Below are 25,487 nucleotides of genomic sequence, written 5' to 3' on the forward strand. Positions count from 1 at the left end.
GCGCATCGTGGCTCCTGAGGCTGATGTTCACGGATGGTCGAATGGCGAACTGCCATCCGACCGCATTCTTAACCTCGCCTCTGCCGCCGCCCGGAGCGTCTCGGAGCGACCCACCGGCAGATCCGACCAATCGGACCAACCCGACCGTCTCCCGGCTGGTCGGCTCGTTCGTGCGCCCCGGCGCCGCCGCCATAGCGTTCACTCTCAATCCATTGCAACGAATGGGATGGGTGCCGTTGCATTTCCGACAGCGCCGTTGCAACGATTCCTCGATATCCACCTGCAGTAATGGGGTGTTGAGCGGTTTGGCTGTTGCTGATCCATCGAACGCAACGTAGCGTTTCTGTTGTCGGAAAGCGGAGGCCGAAGGGGCCGAGCCGCGGAAGAGGGGGAACGATCATGAGCAAGCAGGGCGCCGCGCAGGATCGTCCGGAGCTGCAGAAGGCCATCCAGGACTTCGTCGACGCCGGCTTCGCCGGGGTGCAGATGCGGGTGCACGACGAGCGCGGTGAGTGGGTCGGCAGCGCCGGGGTGCACAAGCTCGGCGAGAGCGCCAAGCCGTCCACGGAGGGGCAGTTCTGGGTGGGCAGCACCACCAAGACCTTCGTCGCGTCCCTGGTGCTGCACCTGGTGGCCGACGGCGTGATCGAACTGGACTCCCCGGTGGCCGAGCACGTGCCCCGGTTCGGGCTGGACGAGCGGATCACCGTGCGGATGCTGCTGCAGCACACCAGCGGCGTCTACAACTGCACCGGCGAGCTCGACGCGGAGGGGACGTTCGTCCCGGGGCTGCCCTCGGTGGGCAAGGCGTGGGTGGACAACCGGTTCCACGACTACCAGCCGGATGAGCTGGTGCAGTTCGCGCTGTCCAAGCCGGCGCGGTTCGAGCCGGGGACCGGCCAGAGCTACTCGAACACCAACTACACGCTGGCCGTGCTGCTGATCGAGGCGCTCACCGGCCGCACGTACGCCGAGGAGATGCAGCGGCGGATCCTGCGGCCGCTCGGGCTGCGGGGCACCGTGGTGCCGGGCAACTCGCCGGAGATCCCCGGCCCGCACGCCCACGGCTACTACCGCTACCAGGACGGCGAGGAGTGGAAGGTGGTCGACGTCGCCCGCCAGAACCTCTCGCTGCTGACCGGCTCCGGGGACATGATCTCGACCACCCGGGACCTGCACGTGTTCTTCGCCGCACTGCTCGGCGGCAGGCTCCTCCCGGCCGCACTGCTGGACGAGATGCGGACGCCGCACGGGATGCTCGGCTACGGACTGGGCCTGTTCGTGCAGGAGTTGGGCCCGGACAACGGTGACGTCACCATCGTCCACCACAACGGCGGCGCCCCCGGCGGCTACGGCGCGCTGATGATCGGTACCCCGGACGGCGGCCGGACCCTGACCGCCGGGCTGACCACCGGCGACTCCGACGCGGACCCGGCGCAGGAGTTCCCGAAGGCGCTCGACCGCCTCATCAAGGCGGTCTTCTGCAACGAGCAGGCCGCGTAGCTCCCCACCCGTCCTCCGCCCGGTCGCCCGTTGTCACTTCGGCACTGCTGAAGTGGCAACGCCGCCCGGTGGGTTCGGCGAATGTGAGACAGACTCAGGGGAAGCTGAGGCTCCGACGGGTCTGCGTCAGAACGACGCCTTGACCGACTCGTCCACCCGGCCCACGGACTCCTGCTGGAAGCGCTGGTCGTAGGCGCGGCGGATCTCCTCGACGGCGGCGCCCGCCGGCTTCGCCCTGGGGGTCGGGTACAACAGCGTGACCAGGTAGGACCGTTCATGCTCGATGACGCCGCGGCTGTCCCGGTACTGGCCGCGCGCCTGTTCGACGGTGAGACCGGCGGGGAAGCGCGGAGTGACCACCGAGTCGACGAAGTCCTGGAACTCCTGGTCCGTGACGGCGGGACCGCCGTCGGGCCGCTCGGTGCCGAAGAACAGCTCGGTACGGGTGTACGGATCGTGCGGTGCGGTCGGCGTGCCCGCCGCTCCGGCGACGGGGGCAAGAGCCGCACCCGTCACCAGTACGGCGGTGCCGGCGAGCAGCCCGGCCCAGGTCCTGGTCTCCATGGCCTGCTCAACGGCCGACCCGGCTGTTGGATGCACCGGTTCAGTCGCACGGGCGTAGGCCGTCCGGCGGGTGGCGGCTACCGGCGCCGCTGCCAGTCGGACCGGGTGAGCTCGTACTCGACCTCGCCGTACTCGGAGCCGGGGATCGCGTCCGGCCAGTCGCCGGTGAAGTTCCGGAGGAACGACAGGCCGGACTTTTCCATCACGCGCCGGGAGCGCGCGTTGACGGCCATGGTGTTCGCGGTGACCCGCTCCACTCCGAGGTCGGTGAAGCCCTTGTCGATCAGCTCCCGCGACCCCTCGGTGGCGTAGCCCTTGCCCCAGGACGCCTGGTTCAGCCGGTATCCGAGCTCCACGACGGCGGGGCTGTGCTCGGCGAGGGGGCGGAACTCGAACCAGCCGAGGAAGGTCCCGGTGGCCTTCTCCTCGGCGGCCCAGAATCCACGGGTGTCGAAGCAGGGGTAGTCGTGGAGCAGGCGCGGCAGGACCTTCGTCTGGACCGTCTCCCGGCTGGTCGGCTCACCGCCGTTGATGAAGCGCATGACCTCGGGGTCGTTGTCCAGGGCGAAGAGGTGATCGGCGTCGGCTTCGGTGAACGGGCGCAGCACGAGCCGCTCGGTCTCAAGGAAGACATGCATCTCGCGATCTTCGCTGCCTGGCGCCGGGCGTGCCACCGGATATCCACCGTGCCCCGGCGGCGGGCCGGGGCACGGGGAGGAGGGGGCAGGCGACGAAGTGGTCGAATTCGCCGGCCTTGGCGCCGTTGATCGAGTGCCGCGTGCTTGACGAGCCCTCTGCTGCACGAGTTCAAGCCCGGCACCGGGGTTGAGTGTGATCGGGCGCCCAAGCTTGGGGTAGGTGCCAGCCATGGCACGCGGGCCCCGTCAGTCGATCGGGGCCCGCGCCGGGATTGTCCGTCCCCGCTCCTAGGATCGCGGCATGTCCGATGCCTTCACCGTCCTGTGGACCCAGGAGACCTGCCGTGCCCTGCGCAAGGAGGGGCGCGTGGGCGAGCGGCCGCCGGTCGCGTTCAGCGGGGCGCACCAATCACTGCCTGCTTGGTCGGGCGCCCGCGCCGGGGACGAGGTGTACGCGCTGCACGTCAACCGGGGCGAGGTGTTCGTGGTGAGCCGGATGCGGGTGGTCGACCTGGAGCGCGGCAACTGCTGCGGTGCCGAGCCGGCGACCTGGCAGGACCCTTCGTTCCCCGGGCACGACGACTGGCGGATGCTCGGCGCCGGCGGCTGCGGAGCCGAGGCCGTCCACGTGGACGGGACGCCCGTGCGCTTCGACCTGCCGATACCGGGTGAGCTCCTCGAACGGCTCACGTGGCGCAACCGCCGGAACCAGAGCCGAGTGCTGAAGTACGTGGTGGACGGCCGCCTCGAACGCGCGGTCAGCCTCCAGGGTTTCTACCGGCTGACTCCGGAGTCGGCCGACGAGCTGGCGGAGCTCGTCGGCCCTTGACGGCGTCAGGCCACAGGTTCCAGCCGCAACCGCTGGACCGGCCAGGACGGCGACGCGGCCGGGCCGAACCAGAGGCGGACGTCCTCGCCGGTGCGGACGGGGAGTTGGGGGAAGTCGTTCTCGGCGTGCTCGGTGTGGTGCAGGGCGTGCTCCGGGCCCAAATGGCAAGCGGCGAAGGCGTCGAAGGAGGCCGCGTCGGCAGGGTGGCAGCTCGTGGCGAGCACCTCGCGGCCGCCCGGAAGAGGCGTGAAGCCGGGGCCGCGCAGCAGCAGGACGTCGTCGCTGTCGACCATGGTGGCGTTGGCCGCGTCGCGGTGCTCCCGCCAGACCGGGCCGCCGTAGAAGGCCTCCAGCGAGCGGCGGCGCTCGGCCATGTCGGGGAAAGCACGCAGCCAGACGAAGCGGTCCGGGCGGTCGAGGTCGCGGAACCGGCCGCCGACGGTGATGCCGACGGCCTGCTGGCCGGTCACGAACTCGCGCTCGAAGAGCTCGATCAGGGTCTCGCGGGCGCCGGGGTGCAGGGTGTACTGACGCAGTTCGACGATGCTCATGTGGCGAGTCCGCCCAGGGCCGGCCCGGTGCGGGTGAAGTCCATCGTCCAGTTGAGCTCCCAGGTGGCGCCGCCGTCGGCCGAGAACTCCTGCTCCCAGCGGGCGTTGTCCGGGCCGAGCCGGTACCAGGTGAAGTGCACCCGGATCGGGCGGCCGTCGTGGGTGTCCTCGCCGTGGAAGTCGCCGCGCTCGCCGGTGAAGCCGCCGATCACCGGGGGGTCCAGTCGGCCGGTCCGGCTGTCGGACCAGTAGATCGACCACTGCTCGGTCGCGCGGTCGAACAGCCGCAGGGTCGCGCCCCGGCGGTCGAGGGTGGGGAAGACGAGCTCCTCGATGTTGCCCGCGCCCCCGAACAGCGGCCGGACCGCCGTGTGGCCGGGGAACTCCTCCCAGGTGCCGCCGCCGGTGAGCGGTGCGGTGAGGCGGCGGTTGGCCACGTCCCAGGAGCCGTGAAAGAAGTCGAAGTCGTTCATGCGCCGCAGGTTAGGGGCGCTCCACTGACATCCACTGTCAGTGGAGAACGGGATACTCGACGGCATGCGCGCGAGTCGGCTGGTGAACCTGCTCCTGCTCCTCCAGAACCGCGGCCGGATGACCGCCCAGCAGCTGGCCGGGGAGCTGGAGGTCTCGGTCCGGACGGTCTACCGGGACGTCGAGGCGCTCGCCGCCGCCGGTGTCCCGCTGTACGGCGAGGCCGGGCACGCGGGCGGCTACCGGCTGGTCGACGGCTACCGGACCCGCCTCACCGGGCTGACGGCCGACGAGGCGCAGGCCGCCTTCCTCGCCGCGCTTCCGGGCACCGCCGCCGAACTCGGCCTCGGCGAGGCGCTCGCCACCGCCCAGCTCAAGCTGCGGGCCGCTCTCCCGGCCGAGCTGCGCGAGCACGCCGGGCGGATCCAGGAGCGCTTCCTGCTCGACGCCCCCGGCTGGTACGGCGAGGCGGACGAGACCCCGCACCTGGCCGCGGTCGCCTCGGCGGTGTGGGCTCGGCGGGCGGTGGTGCTGCGGTACCGGCGGTGGCGGGCGCCGGAGGAGATCGAGCGGCGGGTGGAGCCGTACGGGCTGGTGCTCAAGGCGGGCCGCTGGTACCTGGTCGCGGCCGGGCCGTCCGGAACGCGCACCTACCGGGTCGACCAGGTCCTCGAACTGCGGCAGCTGGACGAGGAGTTCGCCGTGCCGGGCGGCTTCGACCTGGCCGGGTACTGGCGGACGTACCTGGCGGACTTCCAGGCCCGGCTGCACACCGGGGAGGCGCTGGTCCGGCTCACCCCGGAGGGCGCGCGCCACCTCGGGGTGGCACCCGCGGGCGAGGGCTGGGCGGAGGCCCGGGTGCCCATCGAATCCATCGACCACGCCCACGGGGAGTTCCTGCGCCTCGGCGCCGACGTCGAGGTCCTCGAACCGGCCGAACTCCGCGACCGCATCGCCGAGACGGCCCGGACGCTGGCCGCCCGCTACCTGCGGTGAGGGCTCAGAGGTCGACGAAGTGGTCGAACTCGCCGTCCTTGGCGCCCAGGATCCAGGCGTTGAGCTTGGTGCGGGTGGTGGTGACGATGTGGGTGGGGTTGTCGGACTCGCGGATGTAGACGAACTCGCCCTCGGAGGCGATTTCGAGGCAATTGGTCTGGTCGTTGCTGAAGCTCGACCTCTGCCAGTTGAGCTGGTCCACGGGTGTCTCCCCTGATCGTTCGCGATAGCCGAAACGAGGGTACTGCTCAGGGAACGGCGCAGCGGCATCGTTTCGGTCATGTCAATTCGTGCGGGTCGTTGTGCTATTCCATTGGGGTGTCAGTCGTTCCTACACTGAGACCCCGCCGCACGGGGGCTGCGGGAACCAGGTTGCCGACGGGCCCGGGGGAGGCACGTGTGACTGACCGGGGCTGGGACGAGGACGAGGCCCGGCCATACTTCTTCCTCTCCTACGCGCACACCCCGAAGGCCGGAGCGCGGGGTGCCGGCGATCCGAACCACTGGGTTCGGCAGCTCTACCGGGACCTGTGCGAGGCGGTGCTGCAACTCACCACCGTCCCGGCCGGGGTGCCGGTCGGGTTCATGGACGAGTCCATGCACCAGGGCGAGTTGTGGGCCGACCGGCTGTCGGAGGAGCTGGCGACCTGCCGGGTGTTCGTGCCGCTGTACTCGCCCCGGTACTTCAACAGCGTTCCGTGCGGACAGGAGTGGCACGCCTTCACCCGCCGGCCGGTCTATCCGGCGACCATCGACGCGGAGCGCACCAGCGGCATCGTCCCGGTGCTGTGGGCGCCGATGAGCCGCTACCGGCTGCCCGGGGTGGCCAGTGAACTTCAGTTCAACCACGCCAGTTTCGGGCCCGACTACGCCACCGAGGGCCTGTACGCGCTGATGAAGCTCAGCTACTTCCGCTCCGCCTACGAGCTGGCCGTGCACCGGCTGGCGGCGCGGATCGTGCAGGTGGCGGAGGAGACGGTGATCCCGGTCGGGCGGCGGCTGGAGTTCAACGGGCTTCCCAGCGCCTTCAACGTGACCGCCCCCACCAAACAGCTGCGGATCTCGGTACTCGCCTACCACCAGGGCGAGTTGCCGCCGGACCGCAACCCCGACTTCTACGGTGCCAAGCGCACCGACTGGCACCCCTACCGTCCCTCCGGATCGCCGATCGCCCAGCACGCGGTGCGCCTGGCCAGGCAGTTGGGGTTCCAGCCGACCGTGCACGAGTTCGATGACGAGGTCGAGTCGATCATCGAGGGCAACGCCGAGGCCCCCGGGCTGCTGCTGCTGGACCGGTGGGCGCTGCGCGATCCGGCCCGGCGCGAACTGGTCCGCCGCTTCGACCGCTCCGACGCCACCTGGGTGAGCGTGCTGGAGCCCTGGAACACCGACGATCCCGAATGCGACGGAGGCGGCCGCGAACTGGTCGAGTTGAGCGACCAGACGCTGCGGATCACCCGGCGGGCCAGCCGTCCCAGCTTCCTCGGGGCGACCGGCCCGACCGGGCTGCACACCCTGGAGGACTTCGACGACGCGCTGCCCCGGGCGGCGATGAAGGCCAAGTACGCCTTCGAGGGCCGCACCAGGGTCGAACCGGAGGAGCCGCCGGTACCCCGGCCGAGCCTGCGGGAGGCCTTCCGGCGAGGGCCGAGTCCGAACGGCCCGAACGGCCTCGAAGAAGGCGGTCACCGGGTGGACACCTTCGGTCCGGACCCCCACGACCCCGACCGCACCGACCGCACCGACCGCACCGACCGCACCGACCGTGACGACCGCACCGACCGTGACGACGGCGATGACCCCGATGACGGGATGGCGCCCCTGGGAGGACGAGGACCCCGATGACTGAGAACCGCACCAGGAACCTCCGCCTCGGCGGTCTCACCGCCGCCGAACTCGCCGCCCAGCGCGAGGCCGAACGGCGGGCCGCGGAGCAGGACCGCAACGGCCGGATCATCACCTTCTACTCGTACAAGGGCGGCACCGGCCGCACCATGGCGCTCGCCAACACCGCCTGGATCCTGGCGGCCAACGGATTCCGCGTGCTCACCGTGGACTGGGACCTGGAGGCGCCCGGCCTGGCCAAGTTCTTCCACCCCTTCCTCGACCCGGCCTCCCTGGCCGGCACCACCGGGATGATGGACCTGATCGCCGAGTACCGCGAGGAGGCGCTGCGCCCGGTCGAGCACGCCGAGGGCTGGCACCTGGACTTCGCCCGGGTGCACCCGCACGCGCTCTCGCTCTCCTGGCCGCACTTCCCGTCCGGCGGCAGCCTGGACTTCCTCTCCGCCGGCCAGTTCAACCGGGACTACTCCGAGGCCGTCACCCACCTCGACTGGGACATCTTCTACGACCGCTTCGACGGCGGGCAGTTCTTCGACGCCCTCAAGGCCGACATGGCCAAGCGCTACGACTACGTGCTGATCGACTCCCGCACCGGCCTGTCCGACATCGCCGAGATCTGCACCGTGCAGATGCCCGACGACCTGGTGGTCTGCTTCACCCTCAGCGACCAGTCCATCGACGGCGCCTCCCGGATCGCCCAGCACATCCACGACCGCTACCGCGAGCGCGGCATCCGCATCCTGCCCGTCCCGATGCGCATCGACGAGGGCGAGAAGGAGAAGGCGGACGCCGGCCGCGCCCTCGCCCGGGTCCGCTTCGACGGCCTGCCGTCCGGTCTGGGCGGCGACGAACTCGCCCAGTACTGGGGCTCGGTGGAGATCCCGTACCGGCCGTTCTACGCCTACGAGGAGATCCTCGCCACCTTCGGCGACCAGACCGGCACCCCCACCTCGATGCTGGCCGCCTGCGAGCGGCTCACCTCCGTGATCACCGAGGGTCGGGTCACCGGCCTGCCGTCGATGGACGAGGAGGTACGGCTGCGCTACGTGGACGCCTTCACCCGCCGCCGCCCGTCCGTCCCCGCCGACCTCTACCTGTCCTACGTGCCCGAGGACCGGATGTGGGCGGACTGGATCGAGTCGATCCTGACCAGGGCCGGCTTCCGGGTGCTGCCGCGCGACCTCAGCGCCGGCACCGACCCGCGCGAGGAGACCGAGCGCGGCATCGACTCCGCCTACCGCACGGTCGCCGTGCTCTCGCCCGCCTACCAGCGCTCCCCGCAGGCGCGGGCGCTGTGGGAGTCGGTGGTCAGCTCCGACCCCTCCGGCACCCGGCGCCAGCTGCTGCCCGTCCGGGTCGGCGACGTCCGGCTCACCGCACCGTTCAGCAACCGCAACCCGGTGGACCTGGTCGGCCGCGACGAGACGCAGTCGATCCAGAGCCTGCTGCGGGCGCTCGGCCGCGGCGACGTCGCGCTCGACGACGCCCCCAGCGGCGGTCCGCGCTTCCCCGGCAGCAAGCCCTCGGTGTGGGACGTCCCGCCGCGCAACCCCTCCTTCACCGGCCGCGCCGCCGTCCTGGAGCAGTTGCGCAACCAGCTGCGCGGCGGCATGGCGGCCGTACTGCCCACCCCGCAGACCCTGTACGGGCTCGGCGGCGTCGGCAAGACCCAGGTGGCGCTGGAGTACGCCCACCGCTTCATGTCCGACTACGACCTGGTGTGGTGGATCGACGCCGAGCAGACCGAGCTGGTCGCCCCGGCGCTGGCCGAACTCGCCCGCCGGCTGGGCCTGCGGGTCGGCGACTCGGTCACCGAGGCCGCCGAGGCCGCCCGGGAGGCGCTGCGCCGCGGCGTGCCCACCTCGCGCTGGCTGCTGATCTTCGACAACGCCGACGAGCCCGCCGAGATCCGCCGGTTCTTCCCCGGCGGCTCCGGCCACATCCTGGTCACCTCCCGCAACCAGGCCTGGACCGGGCACGCCGAGGCGCTGGAGGTCGACGTCTTCACCCGCGGCGAGAGCGTCGAGCACCTGTGCCGGCGCGCCCGCAGCCTCTCCCGTCCGGACGCCGACCGGGTCGCCGAGGCCGTCGGCGACCTGCCGCTGGCCGTCGAGGTGGCCGCCGCCTGGCTGGACACCACCGGCACCCCGGTGGAGACCTACGTCGCCCAGCTGCACGCCGAGGCGGCCCGGGCGCTCGCCGTCGGCCGCCCGGCCGACTACCCGACCCCGGTCGCCGCGACCTGGAACGTCTCGATCGGACGGCTGCGCCAGCAGTCCCCGGCGGCGGTGCGGCTGCTGCAGCTGTGCGCCTTCTTCGCACCCGAGCCGATCTCGATGAACCTCTTCTACAGCGACCAGATGATCCGGGCGCTGGTGAAGTTCGACGCCGACCTCAGCGACAAGTTCATGCTGGGCAAGGTGATCCAGGCGATCGGCCGGTACGCGCTGGCCAAGGTCGACGCCGGTAGCAACAGCTTCCAGGTGCACCGGCTCGTCCAGGCGGTGATCCGGGCCGGGATGAGCGACGACGAGCAGGAGACCGCCGTCCACGAGGTGCACCGCATCCTCACCGGCGCCCGGCCCGTCCTCGGCGACACCGACGACCCGGCCAACTGGCCCGCCTTCGACGAGATCTGGCCGCACCTGTCGCCGTCCAAGGCGCACAACTGCGACGAGGCGGACACCCGCCAGCTGCTCATCGACCGGGTCCGCTACCTGTGGAAGCGCGGTGAGCTGGACCGCGCCCGCGACCTCGGCCACGCGCTGGACGCGGAGTGGACCAGCAAGCTCGGCGAGGACGACCGGCAGACCTTGCTGCTGCGCTTCCAGCTCGCCAACGTGCTGCGCTCCCAGGGCAATTACGCCGAGGCGCTGGCCCTGGACGAAGCCACCCTGGAGCGCCAGCGGGCGCTGCTCGGCGAGCACCACCCGTACACCCTGATGACGGCCGGCTCGCTCGGTGCCGACCGCCGGGCGCTCGGCCGGTTCCAGGCCGCACTGGACCTGGACCAGGAGATCCTGGAGCAGTTCCGGGAGTTGTTCGGCGACGACAACCCGCGCACGCTCTCCATGGCGAACAACCTGGCGATCGACTACCGGCTGGTCGGCAACAGCGAGGCCGCCCGCGAACTCGACCAGGAGACCCTGGACCGGCGCACCGCCGTGCTCGGCCCCAAGCACCCCTACACCCTGTCCACCAAGTCCAACCTGGCCCGCGACCTGCGCGAACTCGGCGACTACCGCGGCTCGGTGGACCTGCTCCAGGAAGTCACCTCCGACCTCGGCGACGTGCTCGACCCGGACCTGCCGGAGAACCTGCGCAACGCCAAGTCGCTGGCGGTCTCGCTGCGCCGGATCGGCCAGCTCGCCGAGGCCCGCCGGATCACCAAGGAGACCTACGAGCGCTACCTGGAGCGCTACGGCGCCGACGCCCCCGACGCGCTGGCCTGCGCGCTCAACCTGGCCGCCGACCACAGCGCTTCCGGCGACAAGGAGGCCGCCCGGGACCTCTGCTCCACCGTGTTCGAGGGCCACCGGCGGCTGTTCGGCGACGAGCACCCGTTCACCCTGGCCTGCGCCAACAACCTGGGCATCTACCTGCGCGGCAGCGGCGACGTCCTGGGCGCCATCGAGCGCGGCCGGCTCACCGTCGAGGGGCTGACCCGCTCGGTCGGGGCGGAGCACCCGTACACCCTCAACGCGGTGATCAACCTGGCCAACGCCTACGGCGACGACGGGCGGATAGAGCTCGCCGAGGAGCTCGGCCGGGCCGCCTACCAGGGCCTGTGCGAGCGCTACTCGCCGCAGCACCCGGACGCGGTGGCCTGCGAGGCCAACCTGGCGATCACCCTGCGGGCGGCCGGCCGGCACACCCAGGCCGCCGAGCTGCGCGCCCGGGCGATCGCCGAACTGATCCGGCAGTTCGGCGAGGAGCACCCCAACACGGTGTCGGCGCGCGGCTGGAAGCGGATCAACCGAGACCTGGAGCCGCAGCCGGTGTGACCAGGAGGGGGCGGGGTACGCTGCCGAACCATGAGTGACACCCCGCCCCCGGTTCTGGTCACCCGGCGCCTCGCGCCCGGCGTCATCGAACGGCTCACCGCCCGGTACGCCGTCGCCTGCCGCGACACCGACACGGAGATGGACCGGGCCGAGCTGCTCGCCGCCGTCCGCGGCCGCCGGGCCGTGCTCACCACCCTGAACAACCGGGTGGACGTGGAGTTCCTGGAGGCGGCGGGCCCGCAGCTGGAGATCGTCGCCAATCACGCGGTGGGCTTCCACAACATCGACCTGGCCGCCTGCGCCGAGCGCGGCGTGCACGTCACCAACACGCCCGGGGTGCTCACCAACGCCACCGCCGAGACGACCTGGGCGCTGCTGCTGGCCGCCACCCGCCGGCTCGGCGAGGGCGAGCGCCTGCTGCGCTCGGGCACGCCCTGGACCTGGGGGCCGAACTTCCTGCTCGGCCTGGAGCTGGCCGGCACCCCGCTGGGCGTGCTCGGCATGGGCCGGATCGGGCAGGCGGTGGCCCGCCGGGCCCGCGCCTTCGACATGCCGGTGAGCTACCACAACCGCCGCGAACTGCCGCCGGAGCAGGCCGAGGGCGCCGACTGGAAGCCGCTGGAGGAACTGCTCGCCACCTCCACCGTGCTGGTCGTCACCTGCCCGTGCACCGAGGAGACCCGGCACCTGCTGGACGCCCGCCGGCTGGCGATGCTGCCGCGCGGCGCGGTGGTGGTCAGCATGACCGCCGGCGTGGTGGACGAGGAGGCCCTCGCCGCCGCGCTGGAGTCCGGGGCGCTGTTCGCTGCCGCCGTCGACAACTTCGAGCACGAGCCGGACGTCCCGGCCGCCCTGCTCGCCCAGGAGCGGGCGGTGCTGGTCCCGCACCTGGGCAGCGCCACCGTCCGCACCCGGCAGGCGATGGGCGGCCTCGCGGTGGACAACATCGTGGCCGTACTGGGCGGGGGCGAACCGCTGACCCCGGTGAAGGCCTAGACCCGAGCCCCCGGGGCGCTAGCCGGCCGCCCAGGCCAGGGCGGTGGTCATCACCCGGAACGCCCCGAAGTGCGCGGCGCCGGGCTCCAGGAACAGTTCGGAGCCCGGGATGTGGTCGGCCAGCCAGCGGGAGTGGTCGACCGGCGAGAACTGGTCGTCGGCGCCGTGCCACAGCCAGGTCGGCACCCGGATCGAGCCGACCTCGAACCCCCAGTCGGCGGTGAAGGCCAGCATGTCGTCGATCCAGCCGTCCGCGCCGTGCCGGAACGCCTCCCGGTAGTTGCTCTGCAGCATCTGCCGCAGCCCGCTGTCCGCCACCACCTCCCGGTCGGCGGGCGAGAGCTCGGTGCGCAGCCCGTTCAGCAGCCGGACCGGGTCGTCCTTGATCTGCCGGGAGCGGAACTCCATCGCGTCGGCGATCCGGCTGTGCCCGCGATCCGCCTCCCGGTAGGCGCGGATGTTGGACGGGGTCATCCCGGCGTACCAGTCCAGGCCGGCCGCGTCGCGCGGCGCGAGGCCCACCAGCACCGCGACCCGGCTCACCCGCTCCGGCAGCAGCGCCGCGCAGGCCAGCGCGTGCGGGCCGCCGCCGGAGCGGCCGAGCACCGCGAAGCCGCTCAGCCCCAACTCGTCGGCGATGGTGCGGACATCGGCCGCCGCGTGGGCCACCCGGCGGCCGAACAGCCGGGTGGAGTCGCCGTAGCCGGGCCGGTCGTAGGAGATCAGCCGCACCCCCAGCCGGTACAGCACGGTGCTGCGCGGGTGCGGGCCGACCCGGCTGCCGGGCATGCCGTGGATCAGGAACACCGGACGGCCGCGCGGGTCGCCGAGGGACTCGACGGCGAGAGCGCGGCCGTCCGCCGTTTTGACCATCCGTAACGCCACGCGTTCCTCCTCAGTGCTCCCGGTCGGTGGTGGTGCGCACCTCCCGGCGGGCCTGCCAGGTGGTGTGCTCGCGGGACACCGCGTCCTCGGCGTCCCGGGCGAGCCGGGCCCAGATCTCCTCGGCGTCCACCGACTCAAGGTCCAGTTGGGTGAGTTGGCGCCGGATCAGCTCCAGCTCGTCGGCCGCCAGCCCGTACGCGGCGGCGAGGGGGCGGTACTGGCGCAGCTGCGCCCAGGCGGTGACCGAGGCGGCCACCGCGGAGACCGTGCCCAGCGCGTCGTAGGTGTACGCGCCGAGCGCCCGCAGCACCGCCAGTACCAGGCCCAGGGCCGGCAGCAGCACGCCCAGCACGCCGGCCCAGTACCCGGCCCGGGCGCAGTAGCGGGCCTTGGTGCGGTACCAGTCGTGCTGCACCCGGATCCGCTCGTTCAGGTACACCTCGCGGCGCACCGCCAGCGGCTGGTCGCGCAGGTCGCGCATGGCCGCCGTGATCCCGGCGTGCTCCACCCCCGGACCCGGCACGGCGACCGGGCTGTCCCGGAAGGCGCCGAGCACCCGGTCGAGCTGGAAGCGGTACAGGCCCTCGGCGTCCGGCAGGCTGCGCGGCGGCGGCTGGTAGGCGTCGGCCCGGACGGCGAACTTCCAGGCCAGCGTCTTCACCGACTCGGCGGCGGCCCGGCCCTCGTACCAGAGGCCCTGCGGGTTCTGCCGGCTGATCACCACGGCCAGTGCCATCGCGCCCAGGTAGGCCGCGGCCGCCGGCCAGGCCCAGGGCTCGCCGTCGGCCGAGCCGGTCGCCGCGGCGACCAGCAGCAGGAGCAGCTCCCAGGCGGAGAGCAGCACCGCGCGGCGCTGGCCCCGCAGGGAGGCCGTGTCGGCGGCCCAGAAGAACTCGGGCAACAGCTCGCGCTCGCGCACCCACCCGGTCCGTCCCGCACCAGACGCCATGTTCGGCCCCCACCCGTCGCTCCGGTCGCACCGCTCTCCTGCCCCGGGCGGCTTCCCGGTACGCCTCACGGGCCCCGGGGCCGCCCGCATTGGCCGGGAAGCCCCGGTGGTTTGTCCGGTACGCCCCGTGTTCGGGCCGGTACCCAGCGTGGATCGGGATCGGGCCCCCAGCGTGCGTCAGTAGGTGTAGAGGATGCGCTCGGCGTTCTCGGCCATCTGCTTGGCGTTCCACTCGGTGCCGCCCGGGACGTTGCCGGAGCGGAACAGCGGTGGGGCGGGGGCGTCCCCGGCGGCGGCCCGGTCGGCCAGCCGGCCGACCGCGGAGGCGACCACGGCCTGCATCAGCGCGCTGGTCACGATGGTGGAGACCGGGCCGAAGGAGGTCTCGGCGCCCGGGTGAGTCAGCTCGCCGTCGCCGACCGCGACCTTGCTGTCCAGCACCACGTCGCAGTGGTCCTTCAGATAGCTGCCGGAGGGGTGCGCGGAGGGCACCTCGCCCGGGTAGGCCAGCGAGGTCACCCCGATCACCTTCAGGCCGCGGGCCCGGGCGTAGCGGGCCAGCTCGACCGGCATCACCTGGCGGCCGGACAGCGAGATCAGGAACAGCAGGTCCCCGGCGGTCGCCGGGGTGAGGTCCAGGGTGGCGGTGGCCAGCCCGGAGACCCGCTCCAGGGCGGAGGCCAGCGGCGCGGGCATCGTCGTCACCCCGGCCATCCCGGGCACGTTCAGCAGGTTCATCGGGACCAGCCCGCCGGCCCGGTAGACCACGTCCTGGGCCGGCAGCGAGGAGTGCCCGGCGCCGAAGGCGAACACCCGGCGGCCCTCGGAGATCGCCTCCGCCAGCAGGGCGGCGGCCGCCTCGATGGCGTCGGCCTCCTCCTCGCGGACCCGCTGCAGGTGATCGATCGCGGCGTCGAAGTACCTGCCGACCAGGTCGTTCATCGGTTGCCTCCGCTCTCTGCCGGTGAGGGCGCCGGCCGGGTGGGGCGGCCGGGGGTGGTCCAGACCGCCAGTGGAGAAAGCTACGGCGAGCACGGTCGCGCCCCGGCGGCACAGCTGTCAACAGGAACGAAAACCGGTACCGGAAACCCCTGGGCGGGCTCGGTTGCCGGTGCGGTACGTCAGAATTGGCGGTGAGGACACCGAAGAACGGAGCCAGCGGCGATGTCTGGGCTGATCGACACCACTGAGATGTACCTTCGCACCATCCTGGAACTGGAGGAAGAGGGCATCGTCCCGATGCGCGCCCGGATCGCCGAGCGCCTGGAGCAGAGCGGTCCCACGGTCAGCCAGACGGTCGGCCGGATGGAGCGCGACGGTCTGCTCCAGGTCGCGGGGGACCGCCACCTCGAACTCACCGAGGAGGGCCGCCGACTCGCGGTGCGCGTCATGCGCAAGCACCGCATCGCCGAGTGTCTGCTGGTCGACGTGATCGGCCTGGAGTGGGAGCAGGTGCACGAGGAGGCCTGCCGCTGGGAGCACGTGATGAGCGAGACGGTCGAGCGCAAGGTGCTCGCCATGCTCGGCCACCCGACCCAGTCCCCGTACGGCAACCCGATCCCGGGCCTGGACGAGCTGGGCGACGCCAAGGCCGAGGGAGAGGGCTTCGACGCCGCGCTCGTCCCGCTGGACACCGTCAAGCCGGGCGACGCGGGGGCCAGCGTGGTGGTCCGCCGGATCGGCGAGCCGATCCAGACCGACAGCGAGCTGATGAGCACCCTGCGCCGGGCCGGCATCCGGCCGGGCTCCACGGTCAGGGTGAGTACCGGTGTGGCCGGTGTGCTGGTCGGCACCGGGGACACCGCGGCGGAGCTGGGCAAGGACATCGCCCAGCACGTGTTCGTCGCCCAGGCCTGATCCGTCCGTTCGGCCGGAACGACCGGCACGGCCGGCACGGACGGCAACGGCCGGCAACGGCCGGCACGGACGACTAACGGCCGGCAGGTAACGACGACGGCCGGTACGAACGATCAGGGCCCGCTGCTCCCCGTGCAGCGGGCCCTTCCCGTCCTCCCCGGCTCCCTCCCGGTCCCCTCCGTTCCCTCCCGTCCCTCCCGGTTCCCCTCCACCGCCTCGCCCGGCTTCCCCGTCCGAGCGACCCTTCCGGCGTCCCCTCACACCGCAATTCCTCCCCTCGGCCGATCATGGCAATCCTTGAGGGCTGTCACTCGTACGAGGGGCTTCTCCGCTTGACCAGCGGGTAGACCCGGGTCTTATCCGCACATGCGTGTGACGGGCCCCGCCTCCGGTGGGAGACAAGGCCCGTCACTCGCGCGCGTGGTGTCGCGCGGTGCACGCCCTCACCCGATCGGGCGCGGGGCGGCGGGATCCGGGGATCAGACGCCGGCCGGCTGGGCGGCCTGGGCGTGCTGCGCGGGCGCCTCGCGGCCGCACGCGTAGGCGAGCGGGCTGATCAGCTCGGCGGCGTCCGGCAGCCAGCGGTTGAGCGCGGAGGGGGAGCGGGCCCACTGGGCGTAGCCGGTGGAGCCGATCCGGGACGGCGGGGCGACCGTCCAGTCCCCCTCGCCGCGGGCGACCAGGTCCAGCCGGCCGGGCGGCCAGCCCAGCTTGCGGAGCATCTCCGGCAGCTTGGCCGCGACCCCGGGCAGCACCAGGAAGTGCAGCCGCCGCCCCACCCGGCCGGGCGAGGCGGGCAGCACCACGACCGGGCCGAGCTGGAGGTCCATCCGCTCCATCCGGGCCAGCGCCAGGCACCCGGCGGTCTCCGGGACGTCCAGGACGTCGAAGGACCGGCCGGTGGGCAGCAGGATCGAGGCCTTGGGCCGTTCGGTCCACCAGCGGCGCACCGCGCCCGGCCCGGCGCTCGCCTTGCGGGCCCAGTCCGCGTCCAGCGGGTGGGCGCCCGGCAGCGCGCAGCGCGGGTCGCCGCAGGAGCAGCGGGCGGGTCCGTCGTCGTCGATCAGCCAGGCGCCCGGGGCCACCTCCCAGTGGCGGTTCTCGGCGTAGCCGACGGCTTCGATCAGCAGCGGGGGCAGGCTGGCGTTCTTGTCCTGGCCGGGGGCGTCGGGGATGTCTTCCACGCGCTGCTCAACTACCGTGTGTGAGGCTGGTTACGGCCCGGCGGGGCCCGGTCGGGCGCATCCCGGCAATGTCACCCGAACCGGTGACTCAACCGAGTTGGGGCGGGCGGAGGCAGGCGCAGCGGGGGCGCACGGAGGCATTTCCCAGGGCGCGCGGGGGGTGCGGTTCGTCACCGTGGGTATCCCGCTGGCGTCGCTGATCGCTAACCTGGTGTCAGATTCCTTGGACGGTCGGACAGTCGGCAACAGATCAGCAGAATCGTCGCCCGCCGGCCGGGACCGGAGGGTGTGGGGAGGCGAAGCCCAATGGCCGCGAGACCACTCGTCGCACGACAGCCCAACGAGCGTCTGCAGCAACTGATCCAGGAGGCCAGCTGCTCCAACGCCGGCCTGGCGCGCAGGGTCAACCTGTGCGGCGCGGAGCACGGACTGGACCTGCGCTACGACAAGACCTCCGTGGCCCGCTGGCTGCGCGGGCAGCAGCCGCGCGGTCAGGCGCCGGCCGTGATCGCCGAGGCCCTGGGCCGCAAGCTCGGCCGCAGCGTGTCGGTCGAGGAGATCGGCATGGCCGACGGCAAGAACCTCAGCTCCGGCATCGGGCTGCAGTTCGCGCCGACCCTGAACGCGGCCCTGGAGCAGGTGTGCGAGCTGTGGCGCAGTGACGTCGGCCGGCGGGACTTCCTGACCGGGGCGACGGTCGCCGCCTCGGCCCTGGTGGAGCCCAGCCGGGACTGGCTGATCACCCCGCCCGACCCGGTGGTGGCGCGCAGCGGCGGCCCCCGGGTCGGCCCGACCGACGTGGCCGCGATCAAGGCCACCACCGCGATGCTGGTCGACCTGGACCACCGCTTCGGCAGCGGGCACGTCCGCCCGGTGGTCGTGCACTACCTCAACTCGGTGGTCTCCGGCCTGCTCGGCGGCGCCTACCGGGAGGAGACCGGCCGCCAGCTCTTCGCCGCGGTGGCCCGGCTGACCGAGCTGGCCGGCTACATGGCGGTGGACACCGGGCAGCCCGGGCTGGCCCAGCGCTACTACATCCAGGCCCTGCGGCTGGCCCAGGCCGCCGACGACCGGGGCTACGGCGGCTACGTGCTGGCCGCCTCGATGAGCCACCTGGCGGCCACCCTCGGCAATCCGCGGGAGATCGCCCAGCTGGCCCGCGCCGCCCAGGAGGGCGCCCGGACGGTCGCCACCCCGACGGCGATGGCGATGTTCTACGCCGCCGAGGCCCGCGGTCACGCCCTGCTCGGCGACGCCCGCTCCTGCGAGGCGGTGTCGGCCAAGGCGCTGGAGATGATGGAGAAGCGCCGAGCGGAGGACGACCCGGACTGGATCGCCCACTTCGACGACGCCTACCTCGCCGACGAACTCGCCCACTGCCACCGGGACCTGGAGCAGGCCGGCCAGGCCGAGCACTACGCCCGCCGGGCGCTCGACCTGCACCCGCCGACCCGGGTCCGCCGCCGCGCGGTGGACCTGGTGCTCCTCGCCACCGCCCAGCTCCAGCAGCGCGATCTGGAGCGCGCCTGCGAGACGGGCACCCAGGCGGTGCGGCTGCTCAGCGGGCTGCGCTCCAACCGGGGCGTCGAGTACCTGGACGAGTTCCGGCGCCGGCTGGAGCCCTACCGGGAGCAGCGGGTGGTGCGCGAGTTCCACGCCCGGGCGGACGCGGAGGCGGCCTAGGGCCTGTCCTGGGGCCCGTCGGGCGGCGGGACGGGTCCTGGGATCGTCTGTGCAGGGAGCGTGTGGGATCGTCCCGCCCACGTGGTCACCCGGTGAGGCGAACCGGTAGCGTGGGCGCGACGTCCAAGGAACTGTGATGCTCCCAAGAACCGACGAGATGTGGTCCGCCGTCAGCCCGCGGTCCGGCCCAGGTGAGGAATCGCGTTGAGCCAGCGCCGGTCGTACCCCAACTCGGGTGACTTCAACCTGGACGATCTGTTCCGCCCGGAGCCCGGCCAGCCCCAGGGCCAGCCGGGCCATCCGCAGGGCCCCACAGCCGTGCCGCCGGTCGGGCAGCCGTCCGGGCAGCCGGAGTACCTCGGCGAGGGCGCGCACGCGATGCCGACCCAGGCCGTGCCGGCCCAGCAGCCCCCGTGGGGCGCCGCGCCGCAGCCGGGTTACGCCCCCCAGTCCGGTTACGGCAGCCCGCAGCCCCAGGCCCCGGAGACCCAGCACCTGCCGCCGTACCCGGCGGGCGACCCGCAGGGCGGCTACCCGGTGCAGCAGCCCGGTTACGGCGTCCCGCCGCAGGCCGCACCCGGTTACCAGGGTTACGCGCCGCAGCCGCAGCAGCCGGTGTACCCCGCGCAGGGCTACGGCCAGGACAACTACGGGCCGGACCCGGACGCCACCCGGGGCGGCGGCTCCGCCCGCGGCGGCCGCCCGTCCGGCAAGCTGATCATCGGCGGTGTGGTGGCGGGCTGCGCGGTGGCCGGCGTGCTGGTCGCCGTGCTGATGAGTGGCGGCGGGGACGGCACCAAGGGCGCCCAGAAGACCACCCCGGTCGCCGCCACCGGCAGTAGCGCCGCGCCCGGCCCGGCGAGCGCGGGCGGCTCCGGCACGGCGGTCGACCCGGACGTCAAGGCCCAGGCGCAGCCGCTGTCGGACCTGCTGGGTACGGCGAGCGACAGCCGCAGCTCGGTGGTCTCCGCGGTCGCCTCGGTGCAGAAGTGCGACAAGCTCCCGGAGTCGCAGCAGGCCCTGGCCGCCGCGGCCGGCAAGCGGCGCGAGCTGCAGACCAAGCTCGGCCAGCTGAAGACCGACAAGCTGCCCGGCGGCCAGCAACTGGTCGACCAGCTCAACGCCGCCTGGACGGCCTCGGCCCAGGCCGACGACGAGTACGCGGCCTGGGCGACGGACGCCCAGTCCTCCTGCGACCCGAAGAAGCCGGACACCGGCAACCAGCACTACAAGAACGCCGTCCAGGCCAGCGGCACGGCGACCACCGCGAAGAAGCAGGCCTCGACCCTGTGGAACGCGATCGCCACCCAGACCGGGCTGCCCAACCGGGGCGACGGCGACCTGTAGCGACGGCGCCGGGTCCGGAGTGCCCGGAGGCGAGCGGGCTAGCGAAGGGGCGGGCCCGCCGGGCCCGCCCCTTTCGACGGGTTCGCGGGTCAGGCCGGGGGACGGCCCCCGGTGAGCACCCAGCGGACGTCCACGAAGCCCGGCTGCTGCAGGGTCATCCGGCCGTTCCTGACCACCTGGTAGGTGACCCAGGTGTTCACCAGCCGCGGCGACTCGGTGCTGGGCAGCATGTTGGTGGTGCCCCAGTTCAGCGGCGGGGTGAGGCCCACGTCGATGCCCTCGCCGCTGTCCAGCAGCGCGGCGATCGACTTCGCGGTGACCGGCGTGCCGGCCGCCGACAGCTTCTCGGACACCGACCGGAACACCTCGTAGGCGACCCAGGTGGTCTGCACGCCGGGGTCGGAGACGTCGATGGTCCGCCCGCCGGTGGTGTCGGAGCGCACCACCCCGCGCAGCCCGTCCCAGATCTTGGCCGACTCCGGCGGGTACCAGCTGGTGACGAACGCGCCGGACAGCGGGCCGGAGTCGCCGCCGGTGGAGTCGACCACCGACTGCTGGACGCTGCCGATCACCGAGGCGATCCGGGTGTTCTTCGGGTTCTGCCGCCGGTAGGAGTCCAGCAGGTTGCCGGTCGGCTCGGCGGCCAGGGCGCTGGTGATGCAGTTGCCCGGGTCGTCCTTGCCGATCGCCTTGCGGACCCACTGGGTGTAGTCCGAGGACTGCTCGGGCGTCTTGACGTCCAGCAGCTTGATCCCGGCAGGCTTGAGCGCGTTGCCCAGGTAGCCGAGCAGGTTGTCGCCGGCCGGGGTGTCCGGGCGGACCAGCGAGACGGCCTTGCAGCCGGCCTCGACCAGCTGGCGGCCGCTGCCGGCGATCAGCGCGGGCATCCCGCCGTCCACCGGGTAGGACAGTGGGCTGGAGAACTCGGGCTGGGAGAGGCCGTACCCGCCGATCAGCGGGATGCCGGCGCGCTCCAGCACCGGCATGAAGGCGTCGCCCCACTGGCTGTAGGAGCCGATCACGGCGACCGCCTTGGCGTCCACCGCCTGCTGGGCGCAGGCCTTGGCGCCGTCCGCCCGGTTGTGCTCGTTGCAGGTGATCACGTGCAGCCGGTGGCCGTTCAACCCGCCCTTGATGTTGACGTCCTGGCCGATCGCCTCGGCGAGCGCGGTCATGCCGGGGCGGTCCGCCGAGCCGGTGTCGGACGGGGCCCAGGTCATCACGGTCAGCTCGTCGGCGCTGCTGGAGGCGTCGGCCGATCCGCCGCACGCGGAGGCCGAGAAGAGGGCGGGGAGCAGCGCCGCGGCGGTCACCGCGGCGGAGATCGGGCGCCGACGGCGGCGTCGGGCGATCGGGGGACGGGCCTGGAACGAGTCCCTTCGGCTGGTCATCGGTCTCCCTCTCTGGGCGCCATCCGGCGCGCCGGAACCAGCCAAGCTCCGGAGCCACAAGCCGAGAGGGCCGAAATGCGAACGTTCGGCAAACGGGAGCTGAAATCCGAAGAGGTACGCGTGTAGATCGCGAGTGGAGTACGAACAGACGGGGAACGTACGATCGTTCACCATGTCCGCCAGCACAGATTCTTCGCACAGGTCTGCCCGAAACCCTTCTCGTCCGGGCCACCGCTCCAGCACGATGGGCGGCATGCCCCTCAACGACCTGCCCTGGTGGCGCTGGCGAGCGCGACTGCGCTCGGCGCTGCACATGCTGTCCGACCCCGGCTTCCAGCAGGAGACCTGGCTGGCCGGCCGCGAGGGGTACGGGGACGTGACCGACGCCGTCTACCGGCTGGTCGAGGACACCTGGCTGGACCGCTGGTCGGCCGAGAAGTACGTGGGCACGATGTTCCGCGACTCCGCCGAGGCCGCCCTGGTCGACGTCGCGGTGCTGCGCGCGGTGCAGATGCTGCACGAGGTCGGCGCGGACGCCCCGGCCTCCGCCTACCTCGGCCACCCCGGCTGGGCGGAGACCGTCCGGGCCGCCCGGGAGGCGCACGTCGCGCTGGCCGTCGGCGACGGGGACGACCCGGACGCGGCGCCCAAGTCGCTGGACGTGCTGCGCATCCTCACCCAGGTCTGAGGCCGTCCGTCGGGCAGTGCCGTCCCGCAGTACGGGCAGCGGGGCGGCGACTGTCCAGGATGTGACACGCTGGACCGTCCACCCACGTACGACACCAGGACGGGATACCCCCAGTGGAACAGCAGCCGGCCAGCGCCCAGTACGTCCTCACGCTGTCCTGCCCCGACAAGCAGGGCATCGTCCACGCTGTCTCCAGCTACCTCTTCATGACCGGCTGCAACATCATCGACAGCCAGCAGTTCGGAGACGGGGACAGCGGCCTGTTCTTCATGCGGGTGCACTTCTCCGCCCCCGAGCCGGTCACCGCCGACAAGCTGCGGGCCAGCTTCGCCGCGATCGGCGCCTCCTTCGGGATGGACTGGCAGATCCACCCGACCGAGCAGCGGATGCGGATCATCCTGATGGTCAGCAAGTTCGGGCACTGCCTGAACGACCTGCTCTACCGCACCCGGATCGGCGCGCTGCCGGTGGAGATCGCCGCGGTGGTCTCCAACCACACCGACCTGCGGGACCTGACCGAGAGCTACGGCGTCCCGTTCCACCACATCCCGGTCACCAGGGACACCAAGGCCGAGGCCGAGCGGCAGCTGCTGGACCTGGTCGCCAAGGAGGACGTCGAACTGGTCGTGCTGGCCCGCTACATGCAGGTGCTCTCCGACCAGCTGTGCACCGAGCTGTCCGGCCGGGTGATCAACATCCACCACTCCTTCCTGCCGAGCTTCAAGGGCGCCAAGCCGTACCACCAGGCGCACGCCCGCGGCGTGAAGCTGATCGGCGCCACCGCGCACTACGTCACCGCCGACCTCGACGAGGGCCCGATCATCGAGCAGGAGGTGGCCCGGGTCACCCACGACGTCAGCCCGGACCAGCTGGTCGCGCTCGGCCGGGACGTCGAGTGTCAGGCGCTGGCCCGCGCGGTCAAGTGGCACAGCGAGCACCGGGTGCTGCTGGACGGCACCCGTACGGTCGTCTTCGCGTAATCCCGGCTACGGCCGCGAGAGCAGCGGCAGCGCGTGCAGCACCTCGCGCACCGCGGTCCGGTCGCCGTGCTCGCCCACCGGCAGCCGGTCCGGATCGCGGTGCGCGGCGGCCAACTGGCACAGCTCCAGGCCGTCCAGCACCATCGAGGCCACCGGCTCCCCGCCGGGCGGCCCGGCGTCCGGACCGTCCAGCGGCACCAGCCACTCGCCGGCCGCCGGACCGTCCACCACCAGCCGCAGCCGCCGGCCGCCCACGGCGCCGCCGGTCGTCGGGCTCCCGGGCGACGCACCAGGCGCCCCGGCGTGCTCGGGGCGCGCCGTGCGCAGCCGGGCCAGCGCCCGGGGGAGCAGCCGGACCACCAGCTCCACCATCTGCCGCAGGTGCTGCGGGGCCGGCGGGTCGTACGGGTAGGCGACCGCGCGGGCCACGTCCTCGCCGTGCACGTAGCACTCCAGGGCGCGGTCCACGAAGGCGTCGCGCAGCGGCAGCACCGCGAAGCCGAGGTCGACCGGGGCGCTGCCCTGCGGGGCGCGCGCGGCACTGCGGACCAGGTCGTGGGTCTGCCGCCGCCACCTGGAGCGAACCGACTGCGGCGGCAGACCGGACTGGTCGGCGAGCAGCCGCGCGCTGCGCGCGGTGAGCGCGGCGTACGGGCCGCCCTGCGGCGGGACCCGCGGCGCCGGGACGGCCGTCTCCTGCGGCGGCACCCGCCGCCCGGCGGGCGGGACGGGCGCGGGCGCACCCGTGGTGGCCGGCACCGGGTCGGGCAGGCCGAGCGCGAGCGCCAGCACGCCGTCCACGGCAGTCAGCCGGCCCAGCACCTCGGCCGGGCGCAGCCGCTCGGTGCCGCCGTGCCACGGCAGTTCGGCCACCTCCTGCCACTCCTCCGGGCCGAGATCGCGCAGCAGCGCGTCGAGCTTGGCGGTCTCCGCGGTGTACGGCATCCCCCAGGCGGGGACGGGCAGTTCGGCCGGGCGGCGAGCCAGGCACCAGTCCAGCACCTGCTGGCGCAGCGAGCCGGGCTGGTCCAGCGGCTCGTCCAGGGCGAGCCAGCCGGCCGCGTCGCGCAGCCGGGCCGCCTCCCGGGCGCACTCCGGGCAGTCGCGCAGGTGCTGCTCCAACTCGGCGGCCTCGCGCGGCGGGCAGGCGCCGAGGGCCCAGGCGCCGAGCAGCGAGCGCAGGGCGTCGTGCTGCTCCTCGGAGATGTTCACCTGTTCCCGTCCTCGTCCTGGCGGGCGCGTTCGTCGGCCAGTTCGGTGGCCAGCAGTTCCAGACCGAGCCGCATCCGCTGCTTGGCGGCCTGCTCGCTGATGCCGAGCATCCGGGCCGTCTCCCGGTAGGTGCGGCCGTCGTAGTACGTCACCGCGATGGTCTCACGCAGGGGTTGCGGCAGGGAGTCGACCACGTACTGCACGCGCGCGGCGGTGGCCACGGCGCGGATCTCCTCCTCGGCCGCGCCGGAGCCGCCGCCCCTGGTCCACTCGGCGGCGCGCCGCGCCCGCAGCCGCTCGACCGCGCGACGGTGGGTGAGTGCGCCGAGCCAGGAGCGCAGCGAGCCCTGGGCGGGGTCGAAGTCCTCGGGGTGTTCCCAGACGTGGGCGAATATCTCCCGGGTGAGCTGGGCGGCGGCCGCCTGGTCGGCGAGTATCCGCCCGGCCAGGCCGTGCACCATCGGCGCGAGCTGGTCGTAGAGTTCGCCGAGCGCGGTCTCCTCGCCGCGGGCGAGGCGCCGCCGCAACTGCTCGTCCCAGCGCGGAGTCCGGTCCGGGGTGGCCATCGGGAACCACCCTCCTGCCCGGTTCGCTGGCGTTACCCAACGGTATCCCGTGGCCGGTCCGCGGCGGGAGGGAATCCGGCAAGTACGGGCCCCACCCGGCGGATCGGCGTCCTCGTGGACGGGTGCGGCCGGCGCGGGCGTCCGGTGGATCGCCACATGGCTGGACGGTCCGCTCGTGGGACGGTCCGTCGACGGCGCCGTTCGAGATCAGCTGGACATATGTCGCACGGGTGGTTCGCGAGTGGCGGGCGGGGTGCGGGGGGTGTCCGGCGGTAGGTTCCCGCCTGTAGGACCGGCCGGTCGGCCCGGGTCGGACGAGTGCCGGTGCGAGGCTCGCGAGAGTGAACG

Annotated in this window: 23 protein-coding genes; 11 read left to right on the plus strand and 12 right to left on the minus strand. The window is 72.9% G+C overall.

The window, feature by feature from the left end; all coding sequences use genetic code 11:
* Nucleotides 1-399: 399 nt before the first annotated feature.
* Complete coding sequence (locus ACZ3UD_RS08445; protein ID WP_465583876.1) at nt 400-1,503, plus strand: serine hydrolase domain-containing protein; 1,104 nt, start codon at nt 400-402, stop codon at nt 1,501-1,503.
* Nucleotides 1,504-1,629: 126 nt separating this feature from the next.
* Here ACZ3UD_RS08445 and ACZ3UD_RS08450 read toward each other — a convergent pair whose 3' ends face one another.
* Entirely contained in the window at nt 1,630-2,067 is a 438-nt protein-coding gene (locus ACZ3UD_RS08450) for a DUF3574 domain-containing protein (RefSeq protein WP_465583879.1), read from the minus strand.
* A 77-nt stretch (nt 2,068-2,144) separates the two neighbouring features.
* Nucleotides 2,145-2,705 carry a GNAT family N-acetyltransferase gene (locus tag ACZ3UD_RS08455; protein ID WP_465583882.1) on the minus strand — a complete coding sequence of 187 codons (561 nt, stop codon included), beginning with the start codon at nt 2,703-2,705 and terminating at the stop codon, nt 2,145-2,147.
* Between the two features lie 301 nt (nt 2,706-3,006).
* Between ACZ3UD_RS08455 and ACZ3UD_RS08460 the strand changes: the two genes are divergently transcribed.
* The gene (locus tag ACZ3UD_RS08460; RefSeq protein WP_465583885.1) at nt 3,007-3,534 is read left to right on the plus strand and encodes a hypothetical protein; all 528 of its coding nucleotides are present in this window, start codon (nt 3,007-3,009) and stop codon (nt 3,532-3,534) included.
* 5 nt (nt 3,535-3,539) lie between these two features.
* On the opposite strand, the gene ACZ3UD_RS08465 is transcribed toward ACZ3UD_RS08460, so the two are convergent.
* Both ACZ3UD_RS08465 and ACZ3UD_RS08470 read right to left on the minus strand, forming a co-directional pair.
* Entirely contained in the window at nt 3,540-4,085 is a 546-nt protein-coding gene (locus ACZ3UD_RS08465) for an NIPSNAP family protein (protein WP_465583888.1), read from the minus strand.
* A complete protein-coding gene (locus tag ACZ3UD_RS08470; protein ID WP_465583891.1) occupies nt 4,082-4,558 on the minus strand; it encodes a hypothetical protein in 477 nt (158 codons plus the stop codon). The genes ACZ3UD_RS08465 and ACZ3UD_RS08470 overlap by 4 nt, the downstream gene beginning before the upstream one ends.
* A gap of 64 nt (nt 4,559-4,622) precedes the next feature.
* Here ACZ3UD_RS08470 and ACZ3UD_RS08475 point away from each other — a divergent pair, with 64 nt between their 5' ends.
* Nucleotides 4,623-5,552 carry a helix-turn-helix transcriptional regulator gene (locus ACZ3UD_RS08475; RefSeq protein ID WP_465583895.1) on the plus strand — a complete coding sequence of 310 codons (930 nt, stop codon included), beginning with the start codon at nt 4,623-4,625 and terminating at the stop codon, nt 5,550-5,552.
* Between the two features lie 4 nt (nt 5,553-5,556).
* On the opposite strand, the gene ACZ3UD_RS08480 is transcribed toward ACZ3UD_RS08475, so the two are convergent.
* Nucleotides 5,557-5,754, minus strand: coding sequence for a DUF397 domain-containing protein (locus tag ACZ3UD_RS08480; RefSeq protein WP_465583897.1), 198 nt, complete (start codon nt 5,752-5,754; stop codon nt 5,557-5,559).
* 197 nt (nt 5,755-5,951) lie between these two features.
* On the opposite strand from ACZ3UD_RS08480, the gene ACZ3UD_RS08485 reads away from it, so the two are divergent.
* From ACZ3UD_RS08485 to ACZ3UD_RS08495, 3 genes are read left to right on the plus strand one after another with little or no spacing between them, the layout of a single operon-like run.
* On the plus strand, nt 5,952-7,397 hold the full coding sequence (locus tag ACZ3UD_RS08485) for a TIR-like protein FxsC (protein ID WP_465583900.1): 1,446 nt from the start codon (nt 5,952-5,954) through the stop codon (nt 7,395-7,397).
* The gene (gene fxsT / locus ACZ3UD_RS08490; protein WP_465583903.1) at nt 7,394-11,401 is read left to right on the plus strand and encodes an FxSxx-COOH system tetratricopeptide repeat protein; all 4,008 of its coding nucleotides are present in this window, start codon (nt 7,394-7,396) and stop codon (nt 11,399-11,401) included. The genes ACZ3UD_RS08485 and fxsT overlap by 4 nt, the downstream gene beginning before the upstream one ends.
* A 30-nt stretch (nt 11,402-11,431) precedes the next feature.
* Nucleotides 11,432-12,397 carry a 2-hydroxyacid dehydrogenase gene (locus tag ACZ3UD_RS08495; protein ID WP_465583906.1) on the plus strand — a complete coding sequence of 322 codons (966 nt, stop codon included), beginning with the start codon at nt 11,432-11,434 and terminating at the stop codon, nt 12,395-12,397.
* An 18-nt stretch (nt 12,398-12,415) separates the two neighbouring features.
* On the opposite strand, the gene ACZ3UD_RS08500 is transcribed toward ACZ3UD_RS08495, so the two are convergent.
* The 3 genes from ACZ3UD_RS08500 to ACZ3UD_RS08510 all read right to left on the minus strand — a co-directional run bounded on the left by ACZ3UD_RS08500 (nt 12,416) and on the right by ACZ3UD_RS08510 (nt 15,173).
* Nucleotides 12,416-13,270, minus strand: a complete 855-nt coding sequence (locus ACZ3UD_RS08500) for an alpha/beta fold hydrolase (protein WP_465584338.1) — start codon at nt 13,268-13,270, stop codon at nt 12,416-12,418.
* A gap of 22 nt (nt 13,271-13,292) precedes the next feature.
* Nucleotides 13,293-14,201: a DUF4231 domain-containing protein gene (locus ACZ3UD_RS08505; RefSeq protein WP_465583909.1), complete on the minus strand. Its 909-nt coding sequence runs from the start codon at nt 14,199-14,201 to the stop codon at nt 13,293-13,295.
* A 207-nt stretch (nt 14,202-14,408) separates the two neighbouring features.
* A complete protein-coding gene (locus ACZ3UD_RS08510) occupies nt 14,409-15,173 on the minus strand; it encodes a sugar isomerase domain-containing protein (RefSeq protein ID WP_465583912.1) in 765 nt (254 codons plus the stop codon).
* Between the two features lie 222 nt (nt 15,174-15,395).
* Here ACZ3UD_RS08510 and ACZ3UD_RS08515 point away from each other — a divergent pair, with 222 nt between their 5' ends.
* The gene (locus ACZ3UD_RS08515) at nt 15,396-16,088 is read left to right on the plus strand and encodes a metal-dependent transcriptional regulator (protein WP_465583915.1); all 693 of its coding nucleotides are present in this window, start codon (nt 15,396-15,398) and stop codon (nt 16,086-16,088) included.
* Between the two features lie 479 nt (nt 16,089-16,567).
* Here ACZ3UD_RS08515 and ACZ3UD_RS08520 read toward each other — a convergent pair whose 3' ends face one another.
* A complete protein-coding gene (locus ACZ3UD_RS08520; RefSeq protein ID WP_465583918.1) occupies nt 16,568-17,272 on the minus strand; it encodes a bifunctional DNA primase/polymerase in 705 nt (234 codons plus the stop codon).
* A 306-nt stretch (nt 17,273-17,578) separates the two neighbouring features.
* Between ACZ3UD_RS08520 and ACZ3UD_RS08525 the strand changes: the two genes are divergently transcribed.
* Both ACZ3UD_RS08525 and ACZ3UD_RS08530 read left to right on the plus strand, forming a co-directional pair.
* On the plus strand, nt 17,579-18,955 hold the full coding sequence (locus ACZ3UD_RS08525; RefSeq protein ID WP_380611218.1) for a tetratricopeptide repeat protein: 1,377 nt from the start codon (nt 17,579-17,581) through the stop codon (nt 18,953-18,955).
* 204 nt (nt 18,956-19,159) lie between these two features.
* The gene (locus tag ACZ3UD_RS08530) at nt 19,160-20,302 is read left to right on the plus strand and encodes a hypothetical protein (protein ID WP_465583921.1); all 1,143 of its coding nucleotides are present in this window, start codon (nt 19,160-19,162) and stop codon (nt 20,300-20,302) included.
* A gap of 89 nt (nt 20,303-20,391) precedes the next feature.
* Here ACZ3UD_RS08530 and ACZ3UD_RS08535 read toward each other — a convergent pair whose 3' ends face one another.
* Nucleotides 20,392-21,693 carry an ABC transporter substrate-binding protein gene (locus ACZ3UD_RS08535; RefSeq protein WP_465583924.1) on the minus strand — a complete coding sequence of 434 codons (1,302 nt, stop codon included), beginning with the start codon at nt 21,691-21,693 and terminating at the stop codon, nt 20,392-20,394.
* A gap of 253 nt (nt 21,694-21,946) precedes the next feature.
* Between ACZ3UD_RS08535 and ACZ3UD_RS08540 the strand changes: the two genes are divergently transcribed.
* Nucleotides 21,947-22,381 carry an SCO4402 family protein gene (locus tag ACZ3UD_RS08540; protein ID WP_465583927.1) on the plus strand — a complete coding sequence of 145 codons (435 nt, stop codon included), beginning with the start codon at nt 21,947-21,949 and terminating at the stop codon, nt 22,379-22,381.
* Nucleotides 22,382-22,494: 113 nt separating this feature from the next.
* Complete coding sequence (gene purU, locus ACZ3UD_RS08545) at nt 22,495-23,361, plus strand: formyltetrahydrofolate deformylase (protein ID WP_465583929.1); 867 nt, start codon at nt 22,495-22,497, stop codon at nt 23,359-23,361.
* Between the two features lie 6 nt (nt 23,362-23,367).
* Here purU and ACZ3UD_RS08550 read toward each other — a convergent pair whose 3' ends face one another.
* On the minus strand, nt 23,368-24,573 hold the full coding sequence (locus tag ACZ3UD_RS08550; protein ID WP_465583932.1) for a zf-HC2 domain-containing protein: 1,206 nt from the start codon (nt 24,571-24,573) through the stop codon (nt 23,368-23,370).
* Complete coding sequence (locus ACZ3UD_RS08555) at nt 24,570-25,139, minus strand: sigma-70 family RNA polymerase sigma factor (protein ID WP_465583935.1); 570 nt, start codon at nt 25,137-25,139, stop codon at nt 24,570-24,572. Before ACZ3UD_RS08555 ends, ACZ3UD_RS08550 begins: the two co-directional genes overlap by 4 nt.
* Nucleotides 25,140-25,487: the final 348 nt, after the last annotated feature.

The organism is Kitasatospora sp. NPDC023118, from assembly GCF_055560875.1.